Origin of the sequence: Streptomyces sp. NPDC007264, assembly GCF_042869095.1 — a bacterium.
GTDB lineage: Bacteria > Actinomycetota > Actinomycetes > Streptomycetales > Streptomycetaceae > Streptomyces.
In genome coordinates this window covers 42,964-64,383 of the sequence record NZ_JBIAFD010000016.1, presented here as the reverse complement: position 1 = coordinate 64,383, position 21,420 = coordinate 42,964, and the positions used below count along the sequence as shown (strand labels likewise).

25 protein-coding genes are annotated in these 21,420 nt (G+C 72.8%); 14 read left to right on the top strand and 11 right to left on the bottom strand.

All coding sequences use genetic code 11. The features are described from left to right. Positions 1-127: 127 nt before the first annotated feature. Positions 128-787 carry a TetR/AcrR family transcriptional regulator gene (locus ACFYMU_RS25265; protein ID WP_388377316.1) on the bottom strand — a complete coding sequence of 220 codons (660 nt, stop codon included), beginning with the start codon at positions 785-787 and terminating at the stop codon, positions 128-130. A gap of 148 nt (positions 788-935) precedes the next feature. On the opposite strand from ACFYMU_RS25265, the gene ACFYMU_RS25260 reads away from it, so the two are divergent. Further along, positions 936-1,490, top strand: coding sequence for an NADPH-dependent FMN reductase (locus ACFYMU_RS25260; RefSeq protein ID WP_388377313.1), 555 nt, complete (start codon positions 936-938; stop codon positions 1,488-1,490). A 174-nt stretch (positions 1,491-1,664) separates the two neighbouring features. Here ACFYMU_RS25260 and ACFYMU_RS25255 read toward each other — a convergent pair whose 3' ends face one another. Then, positions 1,665-2,054, bottom strand: coding sequence for an ArsR/SmtB family transcription factor (locus tag ACFYMU_RS25255; protein ID WP_388377311.1), 390 nt, complete (start codon positions 2,052-2,054; stop codon positions 1,665-1,667). Positions 2,055-2,118: 64 nt separating this feature from the next. Between ACFYMU_RS25255 and ACFYMU_RS25250 the strand changes: the two genes are divergently transcribed. After that, the gene (locus ACFYMU_RS25250) at positions 2,119-3,273 is read left to right on the top strand and encodes a cation diffusion facilitator family transporter (RefSeq protein ID WP_388377308.1); all 1,155 of its coding nucleotides are present in this window, start codon (positions 2,119-2,121) and stop codon (positions 3,271-3,273) included. A gap of 114 nt (positions 3,274-3,387) precedes the next feature. On the opposite strand, the gene ACFYMU_RS25245 is transcribed toward ACFYMU_RS25250, so the two are convergent. Further along, positions 3,388-3,960, bottom strand: coding sequence for a helix-turn-helix domain-containing protein (locus tag ACFYMU_RS25245; protein ID WP_388377305.1), 573 nt, complete (start codon positions 3,958-3,960; stop codon positions 3,388-3,390). A gap of 93 nt (positions 3,961-4,053) precedes the next feature. Here ACFYMU_RS25245 and ACFYMU_RS25240 point away from each other — a divergent pair, with 93 nt between their 5' ends. After that, a complete protein-coding gene (locus ACFYMU_RS25240; protein WP_388377301.1) occupies positions 4,054-4,911 on the top strand; it encodes an EamA family transporter in 858 nt (285 codons plus the stop codon). A gap of 1 nt (position 4,912) precedes the next feature. Here ACFYMU_RS25240 and ACFYMU_RS25235 read toward each other — a convergent pair whose 3' ends face one another. After that, on the bottom strand, positions 4,913-5,743 hold the full coding sequence (locus ACFYMU_RS25235) for an acyltransferase (RefSeq protein WP_388377298.1): 831 nt from the start codon (positions 5,741-5,743) through the stop codon (positions 4,913-4,915). Between the two features lie 73 nt (positions 5,744-5,816). Here ACFYMU_RS25235 and ACFYMU_RS25230 point away from each other — a divergent pair, with 73 nt between their 5' ends. After that, positions 5,817-6,350: a gamma carbonic anhydrase family protein gene (locus ACFYMU_RS25230; RefSeq protein ID WP_388377295.1), complete on the top strand. Its 534-nt coding sequence runs from the start codon at positions 5,817-5,819 to the stop codon at positions 6,348-6,350. Positions 6,351-6,352: 2 nt separating this feature from the next. Here the strand turns inward: ACFYMU_RS25230 and ACFYMU_RS25225 are convergent, their stop codons facing one another. Continuing rightward, entirely contained in the window at positions 6,353-7,003 is a 651-nt protein-coding gene (locus tag ACFYMU_RS25225) for a DedA family protein (RefSeq protein WP_388377291.1), read from the bottom strand. 759 nt (positions 7,004-7,762) lie between these two features. On the opposite strand from ACFYMU_RS25225, the gene ACFYMU_RS25220 reads away from it, so the two are divergent. From ACFYMU_RS25220 to ACFYMU_RS25205, 4 genes are all read left to right on the top strand, one after another. Further along, a complete protein-coding gene (locus ACFYMU_RS25220) occupies positions 7,763-8,170 on the top strand; it encodes a DUF485 domain-containing protein (protein WP_388377289.1) in 408 nt (135 codons plus the stop codon). After that, the gene (locus ACFYMU_RS25215) at positions 8,164-9,762 is read left to right on the top strand and encodes a cation acetate symporter (RefSeq protein WP_388377287.1); all 1,599 of its coding nucleotides are present in this window, start codon (positions 8,164-8,166) and stop codon (positions 9,760-9,762) included. The genes ACFYMU_RS25220 and ACFYMU_RS25215 overlap by 7 nt, the downstream gene beginning before the upstream one ends. 93 nt (positions 9,763-9,855) lie before the next feature. Further along, the gene (locus tag ACFYMU_RS25210) at positions 9,856-10,155 is read left to right on the top strand and encodes a hypothetical protein (protein WP_388377284.1); all 300 of its coding nucleotides are present in this window, start codon (positions 9,856-9,858) and stop codon (positions 10,153-10,155) included. A 111-nt stretch (positions 10,156-10,266) separates the two neighbouring features. Beyond that, positions 10,267-10,848: an NUDIX hydrolase gene (locus tag ACFYMU_RS25205; protein ID WP_388377282.1), complete on the top strand. Its 582-nt coding sequence runs from the start codon at positions 10,267-10,269 to the stop codon at positions 10,846-10,848. Positions 10,849-10,894: 46 nt separating this feature from the next. Here the strand turns inward: ACFYMU_RS25205 and ACFYMU_RS25200 are convergent, their stop codons facing one another. After that, positions 10,895-11,347 carry a DUF4442 domain-containing protein gene (locus tag ACFYMU_RS25200; protein ID WP_388377280.1) on the bottom strand — a complete coding sequence of 151 codons (453 nt, stop codon included), beginning with the start codon at positions 11,345-11,347 and terminating at the stop codon, positions 10,895-10,897. A gap of 217 nt (positions 11,348-11,564) precedes the next feature. On the opposite strand from ACFYMU_RS25200, the gene ACFYMU_RS25195 reads away from it, so the two are divergent. Then, positions 11,565-12,578, top strand: a complete 1,014-nt coding sequence (locus tag ACFYMU_RS25195; RefSeq protein WP_388377278.1) for a hypothetical protein — start codon at positions 11,565-11,567, stop codon at positions 12,576-12,578. A gap of 92 nt (positions 12,579-12,670) precedes the next feature. On the opposite strand, the gene ACFYMU_RS25190 is transcribed toward ACFYMU_RS25195, so the two are convergent. Together ACFYMU_RS25190 and tuf are read right to left on the bottom strand one after the other, a co-directional pair. Next, on the bottom strand, positions 12,671-13,516 hold the full coding sequence (locus ACFYMU_RS25190) for a spermidine synthase (RefSeq protein WP_388377275.1): 846 nt from the start codon (positions 13,514-13,516) through the stop codon (positions 12,671-12,673). A 367-nt stretch (positions 13,517-13,883) separates the two neighbouring features. Further along, the gene (gene tuf, locus ACFYMU_RS25185) at positions 13,884-15,053 is read right to left on the bottom strand and encodes an elongation factor Tu (RefSeq protein ID WP_388377272.1); all 1,170 of its coding nucleotides are present in this window, start codon (positions 15,051-15,053) and stop codon (positions 13,884-13,886) included. A gap of 375 nt (positions 15,054-15,428) precedes the next feature. Between tuf and ACFYMU_RS25180 the strand changes: the two genes are divergently transcribed. Beyond that, entirely contained in the window at positions 15,429-16,208 is a 780-nt protein-coding gene (locus tag ACFYMU_RS25180) for a TVP38/TMEM64 family protein (RefSeq protein WP_388377269.1), read from the top strand. A gap of 4 nt (positions 16,209-16,212) precedes the next feature. On the opposite strand, the gene ACFYMU_RS25175 is transcribed toward ACFYMU_RS25180, so the two are convergent. Next, positions 16,213-17,382 (bottom strand): thiolase family protein, encoded by a 1,170-nt coding sequence (locus ACFYMU_RS25175; protein ID WP_388377267.1) that lies wholly within the window; start codon positions 17,380-17,382, stop codon positions 16,213-16,215. A 115-nt stretch (positions 17,383-17,497) separates the two neighbouring features. Between ACFYMU_RS25175 and ACFYMU_RS25170 the strand changes: the two genes are divergently transcribed. The 3 genes from ACFYMU_RS25170 (at position 17,498) to ACFYMU_RS25160 (ending at position 19,360) form a co-directional block, all read left to right on the top strand. After that, a complete protein-coding gene (locus ACFYMU_RS25170; RefSeq protein ID WP_388377265.1) occupies positions 17,498-17,968 on the top strand; it encodes a winged helix-turn-helix transcriptional regulator in 471 nt (156 codons plus the stop codon). A gap of 208 nt (positions 17,969-18,176) precedes the next feature. Next, the gene (locus ACFYMU_RS25165; RefSeq protein WP_388377263.1) at positions 18,177-19,052 is read left to right on the top strand and encodes an undecaprenyl-diphosphate phosphatase; all 876 of its coding nucleotides are present in this window, start codon (positions 18,177-18,179) and stop codon (positions 19,050-19,052) included. Between the two features lie 128 nt (positions 19,053-19,180). After that, positions 19,181-19,360, top strand: a complete 180-nt coding sequence (locus tag ACFYMU_RS25160; protein ID WP_388377262.1) for a hypothetical protein — start codon at positions 19,181-19,183, stop codon at positions 19,358-19,360. A 49-nt stretch (positions 19,361-19,409) separates the two neighbouring features. On the opposite strand, the gene ACFYMU_RS25155 is transcribed toward ACFYMU_RS25160, so the two are convergent. Next, the gene (locus ACFYMU_RS25155) at positions 19,410-20,150 is read right to left on the bottom strand and encodes an SDR family oxidoreductase (RefSeq protein ID WP_388377259.1); all 741 of its coding nucleotides are present in this window, start codon (positions 20,148-20,150) and stop codon (positions 19,410-19,412) included. 26 nt (positions 20,151-20,176) lie between these two features. Then, positions 20,177-20,785: a PadR family transcriptional regulator gene (locus tag ACFYMU_RS25150; RefSeq protein ID WP_388377256.1), complete on the bottom strand. Its 609-nt coding sequence runs from the start codon at positions 20,783-20,785 to the stop codon at positions 20,177-20,179. Positions 20,786-20,877: 92 nt separating this feature from the next. Here ACFYMU_RS25150 and ACFYMU_RS25145 point away from each other — a divergent pair, with 92 nt between their 5' ends. Next, positions 20,878-21,309, top strand: coding sequence for a nuclear transport factor 2 family protein (locus ACFYMU_RS25145; protein ID WP_388377253.1), 432 nt, complete (start codon positions 20,878-20,880; stop codon positions 21,307-21,309). Positions 21,310-21,420 lie beyond the last annotated feature (111 nt).

Below are 21,420 nucleotides of genomic sequence, written 5' to 3'. Positions count from 1 at the left end.
ACCGGTCACACGACCGTCGCGGGACCGGACCGCACGGCACCGCACAGGACCGGACCGCACCGCACCGCACCGGACCGCACCGGACCGCACCCACCGGACGGCCGTCATGGGGCACCGGGAGTCCGCGTCAGCCGGGACATCGGCCGGTGTACCGCCCGACCAGGTCGCACCAGCCGGCCTCGACCCGCTCCAGGGACATCCCGCGATGGGAGAGCAGGTGGTCGACCAGCACCGTCTCCAGGTAGCCGAGCATCGTGTACGCGATGAGCTCGATGTCGCCCTCCACCCGGGCCTCGCGCAGCAGTATGCGGAGGTGGGCCAGCCGGAACTGGTCCGGAGGGTTCGCGCGGCGCCGCCCGGGCTCGCTGTGCGCGGCCAGATACAGGTCCCGGTGCGCGTGCTCGTGACGGATGACCGCCGTGCCGAAGGCGCGCAGCCGCTCCGGGGCGGGCGCACCCGGACCCAGCGGCGGCGGCCCCGAGAAGAACGCGGCCTGCAACTGCTCTTCGTGGTGGCTGAGCAGTTCCACCAGCAGGCCCGTGCGGTCGCCGAACCGCCGGAAGACGGTGCCCTTGCCGACTCCCGCCCCACAGGCGATGGCGTCCATGCTCACGTTCGCGATGCCGTGCTCGGCGGCCAGACGGGTGGCGACCTCGAGCAGCCGGGTGCGGTTGCGCGCGGCGTCGGCGCGCAGATGGGGCGTCCCACCCGTCGGCATGAGGGCGAGATCCGTCGGATCCCCCCGGTCCTCCTGGGGGGCGAGTCGGGGCGGGAGCGGCTCGGTCATGGGCTCAGCGTAGCGCCCGGAAGAAAATCGGACCCCGGTCCGTTTATGATGTGGACCGCGGTCCGGTTAAGGTGGTAGAACGTTAAACGGACTCATCCGGTCCGCTTCAGCCCTTTCCGCTACGCATACATTCCTGGGAGTTCTCGCCATGTCCGTACGCATCCTCGCCCTGGTCGGCAGCCTTCGCGCCGGGTCCCACAACCGCCAGCTCGCCGAGGCCGCGGCGAAGCACGCCCCCGAAGGCGTCGAGGTGTCGCTCTTCGAGGGACTGGCCGACGTGCCCTTCTACAACGAGGACATCGACGTCGAGGGCGCCGCGCCGCAGGCCGCGACGGCGCTGCGCAGCGCCGCGTCCGAGGCGGACGGCCTGCTGCTCTTCTCGCCCGAGTACAACGGCACCATCCCGGCCGTCCTGAAGAACGCGATCGACTGGCTGTCCCGCCCCTACGGCGCCGCACCCCTGACCGGCAAGCCGGTCGCCGTCGTCGGCACGGCGTACGGCCAGTTCGGCGGCGTGTGGGCGCAGGACGAGGCCCGCAAGTCCCTGGGCATCGCCGGCGCCTCGGTCCTCCAGGAGGCCAAGCTGTCCATCCCCGGCTCCGTGACCCGCTTCGCCGAGACCCACCCGGCCGACGACTCCGAGGTCGTCGAGGGCATCACCAAGGTGATCGCCCAGCTCTCGGAGGCCGCGCCCGCCGCCTGACCTTCCGGGGCCCGGCGCACCGCCCGGCCCACCTGCGGCATCCGGCACGGCTGTGGGCCAGGACCTCCCGTCCTGGCCCACAGCCGTGTCCGCGGCGCACGACGGCAACCGGGCGGTGCGCCCCGCGCACCGGGCCGGGCCCGCGGTCAGCCACACACCGGGCCGGGCCCGCGGTCAGTCGTGCGCCGGACGGCCGCTGAGCCGGTGGTCGGCCAGACTGAGCGCCTCGTCGACGACCCGGCGCAGATGGCCGTCGCGGAGCGAGTAGAAGACGCGGCGACCCTGCTTGCGCGCGTCGACCAGGCCCGCGAGCCGGAGCCGGGCCAGGTGCTGACTCACGGCGGGCCGCGCCGCGCCGCACGCCTCCGTGAGCGTCGAGACATCGGCCTCGCCGCCCGTCAGGGCGTGCAGCAGGGCGAGGCGGGTGCGGTCACCGAGGAGGGCCAGCAGCTCGGCGGCGAGCGCGAACTGCTCCTCGCCCGGGCGACGGGGGTGGTCCTCGGCGGTGCCGTCGGTGCGCGACTGCACACGGTGTGCAGATGATAGGTGCATGCGTGCGCTCATACGCACATAATGGCCCTGTGGACGCGACCGCGTCCACGGCCACACGGCGGAAGGGGCCCTCCGGATGCGACACCACCACGAAGGCCACGAGCACGGCCGGGCACTGCCGACCGGCGGCGGCCACGAGCACCCGCGCCCGCACCACCCCCCGCACGGCCACCATCACGATCACGGCGACGCTCACGCCCCCGGCCACGATCACCACGACCACGTGCACGCGCACTCCCGTGGCCCCCTGACCCGCCTCCGCCACCTCCTCACCCCGCACTCCCACGAGACCGCGGACAAGCTCGACTCGGCGCTGGAGTCGTCCGCGCGGGGCATGCGGGCCCTGTGGGTCTCGCTCGCGGTGCTCGGGGCGACGGCACTGGCGCAGGCCGTCGTGGTGGTGATCTCCGGGTCGGTGGCACTGCTCGGCGACACCGTGCACAACGCCGCCGACGCCCTGACCGCGGTACCTCTGGGCATCGCCTTCGTGCTGGGCCGCCGCGCGGCCACGCGCCGCTTCACCTACGGATACGGCCGCGCCGAGGACCTCGCCGGGATCGTGATCGTGCTGACCATCGCCGCGTCGGCGTCCTTCACCGCCTGGAGCGCGGTCGAACGCCTCCTGGACCCCCGCCCCGTGCAGCACCTCCCCGCCGTCGCCGCCGCGGCCGTCGTCGGTTTCGCGGGCAACGAGTGGGTCGCCCGCCACCGCATCCGGGTCGGGCGCGCGATCGGCTCGGCCGCGCTGGTCGCCGACGGGCTGCATGCCCGCACGGACGGATTCACCTCACTCGCGGTGCTCGTCGGCGCGGGCGGCGCGGCGCTCGGCTGGAACGCCGCCGACCCGCTCGTCGGGCTGGCGATCACCGCCGCGATCCTCCTGGTGCTGCGGGACGCGGCGCGCGAGGTGTTCCGGCGGGTGCTGGACGCCGTCGACCCGGCACTGGTGGACCGGGCCGAGCGTGCGCTGCGGGAGGTGCCGGGCGTACGTGAGGTCGGCGAGCTGCGGCTGCGCTGGATCGGGCACCGCCTGCGCGCCGAGGTGGCGGTCGTGGTCGACGGCGAGGTGAGCGTGCGCCGGGCGCACGACATCGCGGTCGACGCCGAACACGCCCTGATGCACGCGGTCCCCCGGCTCACCGCCGCCCTGGTCCACGCCGACCCGGCCCCGGCACCGGGCGGGACGGATCCGCATCTGACCCTGGCCCACCACGCCGGAACCCGGCCCTGAGGGGCCGGTCCCGCCGACCCGGCCCCGGCGCCGGACGCCGCGGCGACTGCGCGCATGAGCCCACGCCGACAGCACGGCGCAGGCGGCGGCCGGACGGCTCAGCGCACGGGCGGCTCAGCGCACGGGCGGCACCGAGACCGCCATCACCATCTCCATCGGCACGTCACCGTCATTGCCGTAGGTGTGCGGGGTGCCTGCCTCGAAGGAGGCGCTCGCACCGGTGGGCACGCGGTACTCGGCGCCGTCGACGGTGAGCGTCAGCTCGCCGGCGGTGACATGGACCAGTTCGACGGTGCCGGCGGGGTGGGGGTCCGAGGAGCTGCGGTCGCCCGGCATCAGCCGCCAGTCCCACATCTCCAGGGGGCCCGGCGCCTCGGTGCCCGCGAGGAGGCGGTTGTAGCTGCCCGCGTCGGTGTGCCAGAGGCGCACGGCCTGGTCGGCCGGGACGATCCGGACGGTGGGGCCCTGCTCGTAGTCGAGCAGGGTGGTGATGCTGACGCCGAGCGCGTCGCCGATCTTGACGACGGTGCCGATGCTCGGGTTGGTGCGGGCCTGCTCGATCTGGATGAGCATGCCGCGGCTGACTCCGGCGCGGCCGGCGAGCGTCTCCAGCGTGAAGCCCCGCTCCGTGCGCCACCGCTTGACGTTACGGGCCAGGGACTGGGTCAGCAGGTCGAGGTCCGACACATTCCGTCCAATATTTTATATGACAGGGTTTACTCGACTGAACTATGGTGTGGTGCACCCGATCGTTCACCGCACTGTACTGCGAGGCAGCCCGTGACAGCACTCTTCGCCCTGGCCACGAGCCTGCTGTGGGGTCTGGCCGACTTCGGCGGCGGGCTGCTGACACGGCGGATGCCCGCGCTGACCGTGGTCGTCGTCTCGCAGACCGTCGCCGCGGCCGTGCTCGGCGCGCTCGTGGTGGCCACCGGCGGCTGGAGCGAGGCGGGCCCGCGGCTGTGGTTCGCGCTCGCGGCGGGGCTGATCGGACCGGTCGCCCTGCTGGCCTTCTACGAGGCGCTCGCCCGGGGCCCGATGGGCGTCGTCTCCCCGCTCGCCACGCTGAGCGTGACGGTCCCCGTCGGCGTCGGGCTCGCCCTCGGGGAGCGCCCCGGCCTGCTGCAGGCCGCCGGGATCGCCGTCGCGGTCGCCGGGGTCGTCCTCGCCGGCGGGCCCCAGCTCAGGGGCACACCGGTGCATCGGCGGACCATCCTGCTCACGCTCGTCGCGGCGCTCGGCTTCGGCACGGTCTTCGCGCTGATCGCGGAGGCGTCCACCTCGGTCACCGGGCTGTTCCTCGCGCTCTTCGTGATGCGCGTGGCCAACGTGGCCGCGGGCGGCGTCGCCCTGCACGTCTCGGTGCGCCGGGGCGCCCCGGCATGGCCGGACGCGGGCCTGCCCTGGGGATCGCTGCCCGCACTCGCCTTCGTCGGGCTCGCCGATGTCGCCGCCAACGGCACGTACGCGATCGCCGCCGGGCACGGCCCGGTCACGGTGGCCGCCGTCCTCGCCTCGCTCTACCCGGTGGTGACGGCGCTCGCCGCGCGCGGCTTCCTCAGCGAGCGGCTGCGCGCCGTGCAGGCGGCGGGCGCGGGCCTCGCCCTGGTCGGCACGGTGCTGCTCGCCACCGGCTGACTCACGACTCCGCGTCGAGCTCCGCGAGCGGCGCGGCGCCGTCCCCGTCCCACTCGGCGAGCCGGGCGACGGTCTCCTCGTCGAGCTCCGACAGGGCCAGCAGCTGCTCGGGGGTGGTGCCGTCGGGGATCGGCACCGGGGCCGGCGTCCGCAGCGGCGGCTGCCAGCCGACGTCGGGCGTCCAGCGCCGCACGACCCGGGCGGGCGCCCCGGCCACGACCGCGTGGTCCGGGACGGTCCCCCGGACCACGGCACCGGCCGCGACCACCACGTTCCGTCCGATCCTCGCGCCCGGCAGGATCACCGCGCCGGTCCCTATCCAGCACCCCGGGCCGATGTCCACCGGCTCCATCCGCGGCCACTGCCTGCCGATGGGCTGGTGCGGATCGTCGTAGGAGTGGTTGGTGGAGGTCACGTAGACGTACGGGCCGAAATAGCAGTCGCTGCCGATGGTGACCGTCGTGTCGGCGATGACATGGCTGCCGCGGCCGAGGACCACGCCGTCGCCGATGCGCAGGATGGGGTCGGGGCCGAGGTCGAGGTCGGGCATCAGCCCGGCGGTCAGGGTGACCTGTTCGCCGATGATGCAGTGCGCGCCGAGCCGGATCCAGGGCTCGCCGAAGACGGTGCCGAGCGGGAAGGCGAGTCTGGTACCTGTTCCCATCGCACCGAACCGGAAGCGGCCGGGGTGCTCCGCCGTCACGGACCCCGCGCGCTGGACCCAGGCCCAGCCCGCATGGACGGCCCGCTGCACGAGGCCGCGCCGCCATGACGAGAACGTGTTCTTGCTTCGGAGCACCCGCTCACCGTACTCAGCGCCGAGCGCCACCATGAGCTCCTTCCGCTGTGATCTTCACCCCACCGATGCCGTACGGTGCCGGTGGAGCGACCACGAGGAGACGGCAATGACGCATCAGGCGCTGATCGCAGGCATAGGCGGCAAGGACCCCGAGGTGGACCCCGAGGCGTTCACCGCGCCCACCTCCGTGGTGATCGGGGAGGTGACGCTCCGCCCGGGCGCCAGCGTCTGGTACGGCGCGGTGCTGCGCGCCGACTGCGGTCCGATCGTCATCGGCGCCGACAGCAACATCCAGGACAACTGCACCCTCCACGTCGACCCGGGATTCCCGATCTCCGTCGGGGAGCGGGTGTCGATCGGGCACAACGCCGTGGTCCACGGGGCGACGGTCGAGGACGACTGCCTGATCGGCATGGGGGCCACGGTCCTCAACGGCGCGATGATCGGCGCCGGTTCGCTCGTCGCCGCCCAGGCGCTGGTACCGCAGGGCATGCGGGTACCGCCGGGCTCACTCGTGGCCGGGGTACCCGCGAAGGTCAAGCGGCAGCTGACGGACGAGGAGCGCGAGGGCATCACCCTCAACGGCACGCTGTACGCGGATCTGGCACGGGCGCACCGCGAGGCGCACCGGCGTCCCTGAAGTCACTCTGCGGCCGTGACGGGTTCCGGCTCGGCGTCGGCCCGCTCGGCCGCCGCCTTCTTGGCCTTGCGCCTGACGACCAGCATCGAGGCGAGCCCGACCAGCACGGCCGCCACCAGTCCCAGCCACGAGAACCGCTTCAGCCAGGACTCGGCGACCACGCCGACGTAGTAGATGACCGCCGTGGTGCCGCCCGCCCAGATCACGCCGCCCAGGAGGTTGGCGGTCAGGAACTTCCAGTACGGCATCCGGAGCACACCGGCCAGCGGCCCCGCGAAGATCCGCAGCAGGGCGACGAACCGGCCGAAGAAGACCGCCCACATGCCCCACTTCTCGAAGGACCGCTCGGCGGTGGCGACATGGCCCTCGCTGAAGTGCTTGGGGAACTTCCTCCCGAGCCAGGCCAGCAGCGGGCGTCCGCCCTTGCGGCCGATCGCGTAGCCGATGGAGTCGCCGATGACGGCGCCGGCGCTCGCGCAGGCGCCCAGGACCACCGGGTTGATGCCGCCGTGCTGGGAGGACAGCAGCGCGGCCGACACGAGGACGATCTCGCCCGGGAGCGGGATCCCCAGGCTCTCCAGGCCGATCACCAGGGCCACCAGCGCGTAGACGGCGGTTGCGGGAACCGTGTCGAGCCATTCCTGGACGTGCACCGCCGCTTCCTCCCGTTCGCCGTGCGTGGCCCGCGCCGTGCTCGACGGCCCGGTGTGCGCTGTCCCCGTGCACCCGTCGGGCAGCCTACCCGGTCGGTGCGGCGGGACGGGGACCGCCGGTCGCACGGGCGTTCACGACGAGGCCGGGACGTGCGCCGGACGAGGCCGGAACGCCCGGGGGTGCCGCCCTCGACGCCCGGCCCGGCGGAGAGAGCGGCCGACCGCCCGATGCGCCGCGTTCGATCGTTGAACACGGCACCGATGCGGAGCACACGCCAGGCCGAAAGGCGGCCCGGGGCGGGCTGCAAAACCACGGCCGCCGGCGCTCCCCCCTCAACGAAGTGAACGAGAAAGGCAAAGCGGCCGACAAGGTCCGAAGCCATCCGTGAAGCGGTCACGGCACGCCGGCGGCCGGCGCGAGAGGTTCAGAATGATCTAGGAAAATCCGCTATGAGAGTGCTCACATACACACCTCCCGCAGGCAGTTGATTGCTCAAGGTCACCACTGCCATACTCCGCATCCGGCCCCGTCGACACCCCTCCGGCAGGGCTGCCCCGACCTATCAAATTTGCAGGCCGGGGGCGTCACGAACCCCCCACAGAGTCCGCATACAAGCCCGGCTTCGGCACCCAGAAGTTCTCCTTGAGCCTTTCTGCGGGTTGACCCGACGACGGCTCGGTTTTCCGTGTGCTCCAAAGCCGACCGGCCCATGGCCCGACGCCCGGAGCGCGGTACAACGCAGCAAAGAAGGTGCGTCAATGAGTGGCTATCCACCGCAACACGCCAACTGGTCTCCACCGCCCCCGGGCGGCGATTCCACGCGGCAGGCGTCCCTGCACGGGCACCCCGAATTCCAGTCGATACGCGGGGCCTTCCGTTCCTTCGGGACCACGGCGGCGACCGTCGTCGTGGGTGGTTTTCTGCTGTACGTGCTGCTGTCGCACTTCGTCTCCCCCCTCATGAACTTCCGGCTGGCCGGCCACATCACCCTCGGCCTCACGATCGGCTTCGCTCAGTTCGCCATCATGGCGGTGACGGTGTGGCGCTACACCGCGCACATGCGCCGGCAGATCGACCCGGTGGCGCGCCGACTGCGCGCCGATCTGGACCGCGCCGAGCCCGGCCGGCCCACCACCCCGCAGGAGGGACGGTCCCGCTCGTGGTGACGATCTCCGCAGGCGCCATCAACCGGTTCAGCCTGCAACTGACCTTCATCCTCTTCGTGACCGTCGTCGTGGTCACGCTGTTCACCGCGCTGCTGATGGCTCCGCAGCGCGACGAGATCAGCGAGTTCTACCTCGGGAACCGGAACATGTCGCCGCTGCGCAACGGCCTGGCGATGTGCGGCGACTACCTGTCGGCGGCGACCCTCCTCGGCAGCACGGGCCTCGTCGCCCTCACCGGCTACGACGGCCTCCTCTACCTGAGCGGGACCACGGTCGCCTGGATCATGGTGCTGCTGCTCATCGCCGAGCCGCTGCACAACACCGGACGGTTCACGATCGGCGACACGATGGCCCTGCGCATGCCCCGCTTCCAGCGGCCCGTGCGCATCGCCCTGTCCGTCTGCACCCTGGTCCTCACCACCCTGTACCTGGTCGCCCAGTTCAGCGGCAGCGTCGCCCTGCTGTCGCAGTTCGTCGGTGAGCCCAGCCAGACCACCCGCACCCTGTGCGTGCTCGTCATCGGCGGCATCGTCGTGGTGTACGCCGCGCTCGGCGGCATGCCCGGCGCGACCTTCATCCAGATCATCAAGGCCGTGATGCTGCTGGCGGGCATCGCGATCACCGCGGTCATCGTGCTGGCCCGCTTCCACTGGAACCTCGACGCGCTGCTGTCCACCGCCGCCCGCAACAGCGGCGCCGGCCAGCGCTTCCTGGAGTCCGGGCTGCGCTACGGCGGCGGCATGACCAGCAAGCTCGACTTCCTCAGCCTCGAACTGGCCATCGTCCTCGGTCTCGCCGGACTCCCGCACGTGGTGATGCGTCTGCTCGCCCCCCGCACCAGCCGTACCCTGCGCACCTCGGTCGTCTGGGGCATGGGCCTCATCGGCTTCGTCTGCCTGGCGGCGGGCATCGTGGGCATCGGCGCCACCGCGGTCGTGGGCCGGGACGGCATCACCCAGGTCGACTCCAAGGGCGACGTGGCGATCCTGCTGCTCGCGCAGTCCATCGGCGGCGGCGTGCTCACCGCGCTGCTCTCCTCCCTGGCCTTCGTGACGCTGCTCGCCGTCGCGGCCGGGCTCACCCTGGCCGCGGCCACCTCGCTCGCCCACGACCTCTACGGCGAGGTCCTCCGCAAGGGCCAGGCCACCGAGGCCCAGGAGTTGGGTGTGGCGCGGATGGCCGCCGTCCTCATCGGTGTGCTGGGCATGCTGCTCGCCCTGCTGCCGTGGGAGATCAGCGCGGCGAGCCTGGCGTTCCTCGCCTTCGCCATCGCCGCGTCGGCCATCGTGCCCGCCCTCGTGTACACGCTGTTCTGGAGCCGCTTCACCGCACGGGGCGCACTGCTCAGCCTCTACGGCGGCCTGATCGTCTCCGTGCTCCTCGTGGTGTTCTCCCCCGTGTTCTCCTCCGCGCCCTCCTCCATCTACCCCGACGCGGACTTCGCCTGGTTCCCGCTGCAGAACCCGGGCATCGTCTCGATCCCGGCGGGCTTCCTGCTGGGCTGGGTGGGCAGTGTCACGGGTTCGCGGCAGGAGGCCGACGACTACGAGGAGTTCGAGGTCCGCTCGCTGGTCGGTGCGGGACGGCACTGACGGCAGGGCCCCCTCCGACCGCCGCCGCGGCATCCGGCGCCCCGACAGAAGGGCGGACCGGGTGCCGCGGCGCACCCCTCGGAAAGGACCACCATGCACAGGCGCATCTCGTCGAAGTCGCTGCGCGTCCTGGCCGCCGGAGTGACGGCCACGGCCGTGCTCGCCGTCGTCGGAGCCGCCGGACACGCGGCGCGCACCACCGCGCCCCCCACCCGCCCCTCCCCCACCGCGTCCCCCGCCGGCCCGGCCCGCGAGGGGCCCGCGGAGACGGGCAGATGGCGCAGGTCGCGCCCGCCCGCGGTGACGGCGGCGGAGCAGGAGGCGGCGGGGCGGTCACGCTGCACCCACACCCCTGGTACGGCGCGCACCCCGGCTGCCGACCCGGCTCCGTGAGTCTCCGCGGGGCTACGGCACCCCGCGGGTCGATGAGCCGGGTCCGAACACGTACGCTCGGTGCCTGACGCGGCCATGATCGGGCCGGACGGGTCGACACGGGGGTGTGCGATGACATCGAACACGGAGGCCGCACCGGGGCTCGTCGAGCGCGTCCGGGAGATCCTCGCCTACGCCAACCCGTTCGTCAGGCTCTTCGACGACGAGGTGCGGTTCCCGGACGGGAGGCGCGGCCGCCACGTGCGCATCGAGCCTGCCAGGCCCGGGCTGGGAAGCGTGGTGCTGCCCGTCTGTGAGAGCGCCGTCGGGCTCGTGCGCACCTACCGCTATGCGCTGGGCGCGGACCAGTGGGCACTGCCGCGCGGGTTCTCCCACGGCGCGGATGCGGAGGAGACGGCACGGGCAGAGCTCCGGGAGGAGATCGGTGCCACCGGCGGCGAGTTCCGGCTGCTGGGCACGATGACGCCGGACTCCGGCCTGTTCTCCGCGCGAGTCGCGGTCTTCCTGGCGATCCTTCCCGAGCGGTTCGCCCGGCCCGAGGACATGCGCGAGGTACGAGAGGTGTGCTGGCTCCCGGTCCAGGACGTGTGGTCATGGGTGGGGGCGGGACGCATCGAGGACGGCTTCACCCTGTCCGCCCTGGCCCTGGCCCGGGCCAAGCAGGCGCTGCCCGGCTCCGAATCACGCGGCTGAACCGCCGTCCCGAAGAGGATGGGGCTCAGGGGGTCCTTCCGGCCCCTCAACCGTCCAGCCGCAGGGTCCACACCACTCTCATCTCGCCCGTGACGGCACCGTCCTCGCGTCGAATGGCGACAGTGACGGGAAACTCCGGTCGCCTGCCCTCGTCGAGTTCCGCGACGACGTCGGCCGCCGGGCGGCCCAGGGTTGCCGTGGCCGTCACCGGGCCCATGGCCAGCCTCTTGTAGTCGATGTCGGCCCGGACCGCGAGCGGCACCGCCCGGGAGAGCTGATCGCCGAAGGCCGTGAGGACGATGGCGCCGCTGGCGGATTCGGCCAGGGTGAACATGGCGCCCGCATGGGGCCCGCCAAGGTGATTGTGATAGTCCGGCTGGTCCGGGAGCCGCAGCACGGCGCGCTCCGGGGTCACCTCGACGAACTCCAGCTTGAGGGTGCGCACCATCGGGACGGCAGCGGCCAGCATGTCACCCACCGCGGCACTGTCAACTGTCATGAGCCGTATGTTACCTGCGAGTAGCAACAGTGACCACCCTTGGGACAGTCCGGGCGCCGCACGTCCGCAGGTGTGGAGAAATCGAAAAAGTGCGCAGCGGACGGCACGGCGATGACGTGCTCCTTCACCCGTGGGGTCCCGAACGCCCTTTTCCGGTACGCGTCTGACGAAGAGCGGTGACCCAACCGTGTCATGAGCGGGACTAGGGTTATGGCCCATGTGGCCAGGACAGCAGCCGCCCGGGGGCGAGCAGAACCCGCAGAACCAGAACCCTTACCAGCAGCCGGGGTACCAGCAGCCGAACCCGTACCAGCAGCCGGGTTATCAGCAGCCGAATCCCTATCAGCAGCAGGGGCAGCCGCAGTGGGGCGCGCCCACTCCCGCGGGGTCGCCTCAGCAGCCCGGCGACGGGGGCGGCGGGAACCGCACCAAGCTCGTGGCGATCGTGGCGGCCACGGCCGTGGTCGTGGCCGCCGGGGTCACCGGCTTCCTCGTCCTGGGCGGCGACAAGGACGACAGCGCCGACGGCAGCAGCAAGGACGCCAAGGTGTCGTCCTCTCCCTCGCAGAGCGCGTCGGCGTCCGCGTCCGCGTCCGACAACCCGCGCAGCGGTGAGACCGAGAAGCCGACCGTCCCCGGCTGGAAGGTCGTCATCAACCCCAAGTGGGGCACGGCCTTCGACGTGCCGGCGGACTGGGTGGTGAAGTCGCCCGGCCTGTTGATCGGCTTCGAGGACGACAAGGGCAAGGCCGGGGACAAGCCCCTCATCACCATGTCCGCACCGGCCTTCCTCAAGGAGACCTGGTGCACGTCCGACGACGACAAGGACGGGCGCACCGACGACACGGCGCTGGCCGCGGCGGGAACCAAGGGTGCGAGCGGGGCCAAGAACACCGATGAGGTCGCCGTGAACCAGGTGGCCTGGTGGGTGTACGGCGGCTACACACAGCCCGACAAGAAGAGCCTGACCTTCGACAAGAAGGCGAAGCCGTACACGACGGCGTCCGGCATCCAGGGCAGCATCGCCTGGGCCCGGTCCAAGAACACGCCGCAGAAGGGCAAGTGCGCCTCCGACGGCAAGGCCGTCACGTTCGGATTCAAGAACTCCGCGGGCGACTTCGTCGCATGGAACCTCTACGGCGCCACCGGCGTGAAGGACGAACTCCCGGACGCGACGATCATGAAGATCCTCAGCACCGTGCGCCTCCACGGCGACCCCACGGCCTCCTGAGCCGCACGACCCGGCACAGCGGGCGCGCCACGGCCGTCACCATGACGGCCGTGGCGCGGCGGCACAGCGCGTCGACCTCTCGGCCCCCCGGTTCAGCCGATGGTGAAGGCCCCGTCGGGCGGTTCGGGCGACGGGACGGCGTCCGCGTCCTGAACGGGCTCGGCGGCACCCGTGAACTCCCGGAGCTCCGCGCCGTGTTCGACACGGGCCGGGAACGCGTCCGCGGCGGCGCGACGGGCGAGGAGGGCGATGTCGAGGGGCCGGTGGGAAGCGGCCAGCACGACGTTGCCGAAACGGCGGCCGCGCAGCACGCCCGGCTCGGCGATCAGCGCCAGCTCCTCGAACACCACGGCGAACGTGGCCAGTTGGGAACGGAGGAAGGCGAACGGCGCGGCGTCGGCGAGGTTCGCCGCATAGACGCCGTCCGGGCGCAGCACCCGCTCGGCGGCACGGACGTACGCCACCGTCGTCAGATGGGCGGGGACGCGGGAACCGCCGAAGACGTCCGCGATCAGCACGTCGGCGGAGTCTGCGGGTGCGGCCCCGAGCCAGGCGCGGGCGTCTGCGGAATGCAGGGTGATGCCGGCGTCGGCGGGCAGGGGCAGGTGTTCCACGACGAGGTCCAGCAGGCCCCGGTCGGCCTCGACCACGTCCTGCCGTGAGCCCGGCCGGGTCGCGGCGACGTAGCGGGGCAGGGTGAGCGCGCCGCCGCCGAGGTGCACCACGTCGAGGGGCCGCCCCGGCTCGGCGGCCGTCTCCAGGACATGGCCGAGCCGTTGCGCGTACTCGAACTCCAGGTGCTCGGGCGCGTCCAGGTCGACGTACGACTGCGGGGCCCCGTCGACCGTCAGCAGCCAGGCGCTCGCACGGTCCACGTCGGGCATCAGCTTGGCGGTCCCGTGGTCCACGGCACGCGTCACGGGTATGGGCTCGCTCACGGCTCCATTGTGCCGGGCGGGGGACCCTCCGTACGCCGGGGCCGTGGCGTCCCGGGCCACCGGCCGTGACGGGCGGCGGGGGGGGGCCCCCCCCCCCGGGGGGCCCCCCCCCCCCCCCCCCCCCCCCCCCCCCCGCCCCCCCCCGCCCCCCCCCCCCCCCGCCCCCCCCCCCCCCCCCCCGCCGCGGGGCCCCCCCGCCACGTAGGGGGGGGGGGGGGGGGGGGGGGGGGGGGGGGGGGGGGGGGGGGGGGGGGGGGCGGGGGGGGGGGGGGGGGGGGGGGGGGGGGGGGGGGCGCGGGGGGGGGGGGCCCCCCCCCCCGCCCCGCGCCGCTCCCCGGGGCGCCGGCCGCCGTCGGAGCGTCCCGGCTCAGCCCACGGCCGTCACCGTGCCCGCGCCGACCGTCCGGCCGCCCTCGCGGATCGCGAAGCCGAGGCCCGGCTCCAGCGGGACCTCGCGGCCCAGCTCCACCGTCATGGTGACCGTGTCGCCGGGCCGGGCGACCGCCGTCCCGCCGAGGTCGATGTCGCCGACCACGTCCGCGGTGCGGATGTAGAACTGCGGCCGGTAGCCCGTCGACACCGGGGTCGTACGGCCGCCCTCCCGCGCCGACAGGACGTACACCCGCGCCGAGAAGCGGCGGCTCGGGGCGACGCTGCCGGGCGCGGCGACGATGTGCCCACGGCGGACCGCGTCGCGGGGCACCCCGCGCAGCAGCAGCGCCACGTTGTCCCCGGCCTGCGCGTCCTCCATGGGCTTGCCGAAGGTCTCCAGTCCGGTCACCACCGTCTCCAGTCCGGCGCCGAGCACCTCGACCCGGTCGCCGACCCGGACCGTGCCGCGCTCGACGGCGCCCGTGACCACCGTGCCGCGGCCGGTGATCGTGAGCACGTTCTCCACCGGCAGCAGGAACGGCGCGTCCACGTACCGCTCGGGGATGGGCACATAGGTGTCCACCGCGTCGAGCAGCGCGTCGATCGCCGCGGTCCACCGCGGGTCGCCCTCCAGGGCCTTGAGCCCGGAGACGCGGACCACGGGCACGGAGTCGCCCGGGTAGCCCTGGGAGGTGAGCAGTTCCCGGACCTCGAGCTCGACGAGGTCGATGAGCTCCTCGTCACCCGCGTCGGCCTTGTTCAGGGCGACGACGATGTGGTCGACGCCCACCTGCCGGGCGAGCAGGACGTGTTCGGCGGTCTGCGGCATGATCCCGTCGAGCGCGGAGACGACGAGGACGGCCCCGTCGAGCTGCGCGGCCCCGGTGACCATGTTCTTCACGTAGTCCGCGTGGCCCGGCATGTCCACGTGCGCGTAGTGCCGGGTGTCGGTCTCGTACTCGACGTGCGCGATGTTGATGGTGATGCCGCGGGCGGCCTCCTCCGGGGCCCGGTCGATCCGGTCGAACGGCACGAAGGTGCCGGTGCCGCGCTCGGCGAGGACCTTGGTGATCGCGGCGGTCAGGGTGGTCTTGCCGTGGTCGACGTGCCCCATCGTGCCGATGTTCAGGTGCGGTTTGGTGCGCACGTATGCCGTCTTGGACATGGCGGTACCTCGAAGTCTCTTCGGTGGTGCTGCGTGAGGCCCCGGCAACGGGAGATCCGGCCGGGACGGGACCCCGAGGGACGTGCCGACCCTCCCCCTGCGGGGTCCGCCGGACGATCCGGGGAGGGTCAGCTTCGGGCGCCGTCGACGGCGGCCAGGAGAAGCGGGACGGCAGCCTTCGGGGCATCCGCGACGGCGGATGCTGCGAGGAGGAAGGCGTACCGGAACATGCCGTCGATCATCCTCGCCGGCGTCGTCGGCGTCGAATGGTTTTCGGGGCGGGCGGCGGGCCGCCGCCGGGCGGCCGCGGCACCTGTGACACCGCTGAGACGAACCCCACGGCGGTCCGACACCTCGGTCGGTTACTGTCACCGAATGCTCGATGCCACCACCCGCTCTGGGGGCACCGCCACGGCCTCTCCCCGGGCCGCGGCAGCGGAACTCGGCGCCGCGACCGCCTCGGCCGTCGCCGTGCCGCCCGGTTTCGCGGCCCGCTGCACGAGAGTGCTGCTCTCGCCCTGGTCGCGGCTGTCGCTGCTCGTGGCCCTGCTCGCCGCGGCCGCGTCGTGCGTGCTGCTGTTCGAGCCGCAGAAGCTGCTGGCGAACGGCTGGCCGCCACAACTGGGCGGCGCCCTGGCGGCCATGGCGTTCGCGGCGGCGTACGGGTTGTGCACGGTGGCGTTCGTGCCGCGTCCGTTGCTGAATCTGGCGGCGGGCGCCCTGTTCGGCTCTCAGCTGGGCACGGGCGCGGCGCTCGGGGGCACGGTGCTGGGGGCCGGGATCGCCTTCGGTCTGGGCCGGGTGCTGGGGCAGGGCGCGCTGCGGCCCCTGCTGCGGGGGCGCTGGCTGAGGGCCGCCGACGGGCAGCTCAGCCGGCACGGCTTCCGCTCGATGTTGGCGGCGCGGCTGTTCCCCGGGGTGCCGTTCTGGGCCGCCAACTACTGTGCCGCCGTCTCCCGCATGCGCTGGGCGGCGTTCCTGCTCGCGACGGCGCTCGGCTCCGTCCCGAACACCGCCGCGTACGTCGTGGCCGGCGCCCGGGCCTCGAGGCCGACCTCGCCCGCCTTCCTGATCGCGCTGGCCCTCATCGCGGTGCCGGCGCTGGCCGGCGCGGTGGTGGCCTGGCGGGGGCGCCACCACCTGCGCGGCCGCTGAGCGGTCAGACCGCCTCGACGATCATCGCGTTGGCGAGCCCGCCCGCCTCGCACATCGTCTGCAGGCCGTACCGCGCTCCGCGCGTGCGCAGCGCGTGCACCAGGGTGGTCGTCAGACGTGTGCCGCTCGCGCCCAGCGGGTGGCCGACGGCGATGGCGCCACCGTGGACGTTGACCTTGGCGGGGTCCGCGCCCGTCTCCTGCTGCCAGGCCAGGACGACGCTGGAGAATGCCTCGTTGACCTCGAAGAGGTCGATGTCGCCGAGCGCCAGCCCCGCCCGGCGGAGCACCTTCTCGGTGGCGGGGACGACACCGGTGAGCATCAGCACGGGGTCGGAGCCGGTCACCGCGAAGCTGTGCAGCCGGGCGAGCGGCCGCAGGCCGAGGCGTGCCGCGGTCTCGCTCGAGGTGATCAGCACGGCGGACGCACCGTCGTTGACCGGGCTCGCGTTGCCTGCGGTGACGTTCCACTCGATCTGCGGGAACCGCTCCGCGAAGGCGGGGTCGTGGTACGCGGGCCTGAGGCTGGCCAGCACCTCGGTGGTGCTGGCGGGGCGGATGCACTCGTCGCGCGTGAGGCCCTCCAGCGGGGCGGTCTCCGCGTCGAACAGGCCGCCGTCCCAGGCCGCCGCCGCCTTGCGGTGCGAGGACACGGCGAAGGCGTCCATCTGTTCCCGGGTGATCGACCACTTCGCGGCGATCAGCTCGGCGCTGATGCCCTGCGGCACCAGGCCCTCCGGGTAGCGCTCGGCGACGCCGGGTCCGAAGGGGTCGGCGCCGGGAGGCACGTTCGACCACATCGGTACGCGGCTCATGGACTCCACGCCGCAGGCCACGACGATGTCGTAGGCGCCCGAGAGCACGCCCTGGGCGGCGAAGTGCACGGCCTGCTGGGAGGAGCCGCACTGGCGGTCGACGGTCGTCGCGGGCACGGTCTCCGGGAAGCCGGCGGACAGGACGGCGTACCGGGTGGTGTTCATGGCCTGCTCGCCGACCTGGTCGACGGTGCCGCCGATGACGTCGTCGATGAGCGCCGGGTCGATGCCGGAGCGCTCGACGAGGGCGCGCAGGGTGTGGGCCAGGAGTTCCACGGGGTGGACGTGGGCGAGGGCGCCGTTCGGCTTGCCCTTGCCCACCGGGGTGCGTACGGCTTCGACGATCACGGCGTCGCGCATGGTGCGGGCCTCCTTGTCCGGCGGGTGCCGGTGCAGCGGTTACCAGTGAGTAGGAAATCCGGACTCACCATAACTCTTTGAGTTGGAAAATCAAACCCTCCCCTAGACTGACCTCATGGCCGCCCCCAAAGACCCGCGCCCCTGCTCCATCGCCGACACCCTGGCCCTGGTCGGCGAGAAGTACTCCCTGCTCGTCCTGCGCGAGGCGTGTCTCGGCAACGGCCGCTTCGACCAGCTCGTCCGCAACATCGGCGCCCCGCGCGACATCCTCGCCACGCGGCTGAAGCGCCTGGTGGACGCCGGTCTCCTGACGAAGAGGCTCTACAGCGAGCGTCCGCAGCGCTTCGAGTACCGGCCCACGACGGCCGGTCTGGAACTGGAGTCGGTGCTGATGACGCTCATGGCGTGGGGGGACCGCCACCTCCACAAGGACGGCGATCGCCCCATGGTGATCGAGCACGTCTGCGGCAACGAGCTGGTCCCGCTCGTCACCTGCTCGGCCTGCGGCGGAGAGGTGCGCCACGAGGACCTGACGGCACACCCGCAGGCGGCGGGATGGACGGTGTCCGGACCGGCCGCCGCATAGGCCCCGCCGCCGCCCGTGTCCGCGTGGCGGGGTGCCGGGAGGCACCACCCGGCACCCCAAGTGCCGGTAAAGCCCCGGTGATGGAACCGTCATGGCGGGGCGCTACGCTGCCCCCCAGCACACTTGATCACCGGCCCCGCCACGGCACGCCCGCGGCCCGGTGCCGCCGTCGTTGCCTCCACGATCAGCGCTTGGACCACCACACTCCATGTCTTGGCTCGCATCCCTCGTCCTCGGACTCGTCCAGGGGCTGACCGAGTTCCTCCCCGTCTCCTCCAGCGCGCATCTGCGGCTGACCGCGGCCTTCGCGGGCTGGGAGGACCCCGGGGCGGCCTTCACCGCGATCACCCAGATCGGCACGGAGTCCGCCGTGCTGATCTACTTCCGCAAGGACATCGCGAACATCCTCTCCGCGTGGTTCCGTTCGCTCTTCGACCGCACCATGCGCCAGGACCGCGACGCGCGGACGGGCTGGCTGGTGATCATCGGCTCCATACCCATCGGCGTGCTCGGCGTGACCCTCAAGGACCAGATCGAGGGGCCGTTCCGGGACCTGCGGATCACGGCGACGACGCTCATCGTGCTGGGCGTGATCCTCGCCGTCGCGGACCGCCTCGCGGCCCGCGACGAGACGGGCGGCCGGCACCGGGTACCCCAGCAGCGCAAGACGCTTCAGGATCTCGGCGTCAAGGACGGCCTGGTCTACGGCCTGTGCCAGGCCATGGCCCTGATACCCGGCGTCTCCCGCTCCGGCGCCACCATCAGCGGGGGCCTCTTCCTCGGGTACCGGCGCGAGGCCGCCGCCCGCTACTCCTTCCTGCTCGCCGTTCCGGCCGTGCTGGCCTCGGGCGTGTTCGAACTCAAGGACGCCGCGGAGACCGGGCAGGTGAGCTGGGGGCCCACGCTCTTCGCGACGGTCATCGCGTTCGGGTCGGGCTACGCGGTGATCGCGTGGTTCATGAAGTTCATCTCGAGCAAGAGCTTCATGCCGTTCGTCTGGTACCGGATCGCACTCGGCATCGCCATCGTCGCGCTGGTCGCCTCGGGTGTCCTCAGCCCGCACGCGGCCGAGTCGGCGGGCTGATCACGGCGCGGCGTGCGCGACCCGCGAACGCCCGGCATCCGCCCGCCCGGACGATCGTGACCAACCACATACGGCCCCTGTAGCCGCGCGGTAGCGCACTGTCAGTCCTTGCCCCTAGGCTTGTCCGCATGTCCCCCGATTCCCTGAGCCCTGGTTCCGCACGGTCCGCCGACGACTTAAACGAGCGGATCCGGGCCCTGTGGTTGCGCGCGGGCGGTTCCCTGTCCGCCCAGGAGCGCGCGGAGTACGAGCTGTTGGTCGTGGAATGGGCGGCCGCGATTCGCGACGAGGTCATCACGGCGGCCTGACCGCATCCTCACCGGCCGCCGTTCGACGATCGGTCCACGGCGCGGGGGCTCACCGTCCGCCGGCCACGCGCAGCACGGCTCCGGTGGTGTACGACGACTCGGGCGACATCAGCCAGGCGATCGCCGCGGCGATCTCCTCGGCCCGGCCGGCACGGCGCAGCGGAGTCGTACCGGCCACGCGCTCGGGACGGCCCGGATCCCCCATCTCCCGGTGGATGTCGGTGTCGATCACTCCGGGTGCCACCGCGTTGACGCGGATGCCCTCCGGGCCGAGTTCCTTGGACAGGCCCAGCGTCAGGGCGTCGACCGCGGCCTTGGTCGCCGCGTAGTGCACGTACTCGCCGGGGCTGCCCAGCGTCGCCGCCGCCGACGACACATTGACGATCACGCCGCCGCCCCGCGCCGACATCTCCCTGGCGGCGCGGCGTGAACACAGCAGCGTGCCCAGCAGGTTGACCTCCACGACCCGGCGCAGATCGGCCGGGTCCGCGTCCGCCAGGCGTCCCAGCGGACCTGTCACCCCGGCGTTGTTGACGAGGCCGGTCACCGGTCCGAGCGCGTCGGCGGCCGTCACGAAGAGCCGGTCGACGTCGGCCTCCTCGGAGGTGTCCACCCGCACCGTGACACACCGGGCGCCCGCCGCCCGCACGGCGGCGGCGGTGCGCTCCGCGGCCTCGCCGTCCCGCACGTACCCGAGCGCCACATCGTGCCCGTCCGCCGCGAGCCGCACACACGTCGCGGCTCCGATACCGCGGCCGCCGCCCGTCACCACCGTGACCGGACGCTTCATACGTGCCCCTTCCACTGGAATTCCCGTCAGCCGCTGCCGCGGCCGGTGGTACCGGTCGGCGCCGATCGGTGCCGGTCGCCGACGGCCCGCCTCGCCCGCAGGACGGTGACGGTGCGCTCGCACCAGTCGTGGTTGCCCTGCTCGAAGGCGAGACCGCGCAGACACGTCAGATAGGGACCGATGCGGGCGCCGTGGCGCAGGAACTCCTCCTCGGTGCGGTCGCCCCGCATGGTGTGCAGCAGCTTGCCGAACACCTCGATCTTGGCCCGGGCGAAGGCGGCCCGCTCGGTCAGTTGCGCGATCAGCGTCGCCGTGTCGACATGGTCGGCGGCCTGGACCTTGACCAGCAGGTCGTCACGGACGAAGGAGGGCTTGGCGGCCGCGGCCGAGAAGTGTTCCAGCTCGGCCAGGCCGGCGTCGGTGACCTTGAACAGGCGCTTGGTGGGCCGGGTCTCCTGGACCACGTCGCGGCCCGTGATCAGCCCGGCCCGTTCGAGCCGGGTCAGCTCGGCGTACAACTGCTGCGGCTGCGCGTACCAGAAGTTCGCCACTCCCAGGTCGAACGCCTTCGCGAGCTGGTACCCGCTCAGTTCCTCGTTCAGCAGCGCCGCGAGCACGGCGTGGCGCAATGGCATCGGACCGCTTCCCTCCTGCCGCTGTCCACGGGCACCTCGACCATGGTACTCAAGAATATGACTAGTCACATTCATGAGTGTGAGGAGAAGCAGTGAACGCAGCCGAGCGCTTCCGCGCCGCCGTCGACGCCCGCGACATCACCGCCCTGGAGGACCTGTTCACCGAGGACGTCCGCTTCTACAGCCCCGTGAAGTTCCAGCCCTTCGAGGGCAGGCCGATGGTGCTGGGGCTCTTCGGGGTCCTGCTGCGCACCTTCGACGACTTCCGCTACATCGGGCAGTACGCGGGCACGGGCGAGACCGGCGCCGACGGCACCGAGTCCCCTTCGACGGTCCTGCTCTTCCGGGCGACCGTGGGCGGCAGGGACATCCACGGCATCGACCTGCTGCACGTGGACGACGACGGCCGGATCAAGGAGTTCACCGTGATGGTCCGGCCGCAGTCCGCCGTGCACGCACTGGGTGAGGCGGTCCTCGCGGGTCTGGTCGCCGACGGCCTCGTCCCGGCGCCCGCCGCCGGGTGAGGCGGCCCCGCTCCGGCCGCGCGGCGATGCCGTCGTCCCCGGCCGGCCGGCACGACCTCCGAAAGTGCCCGCACGCCCTCTTGGCTGCGTCCGCCCCGTCCCCAACACTGA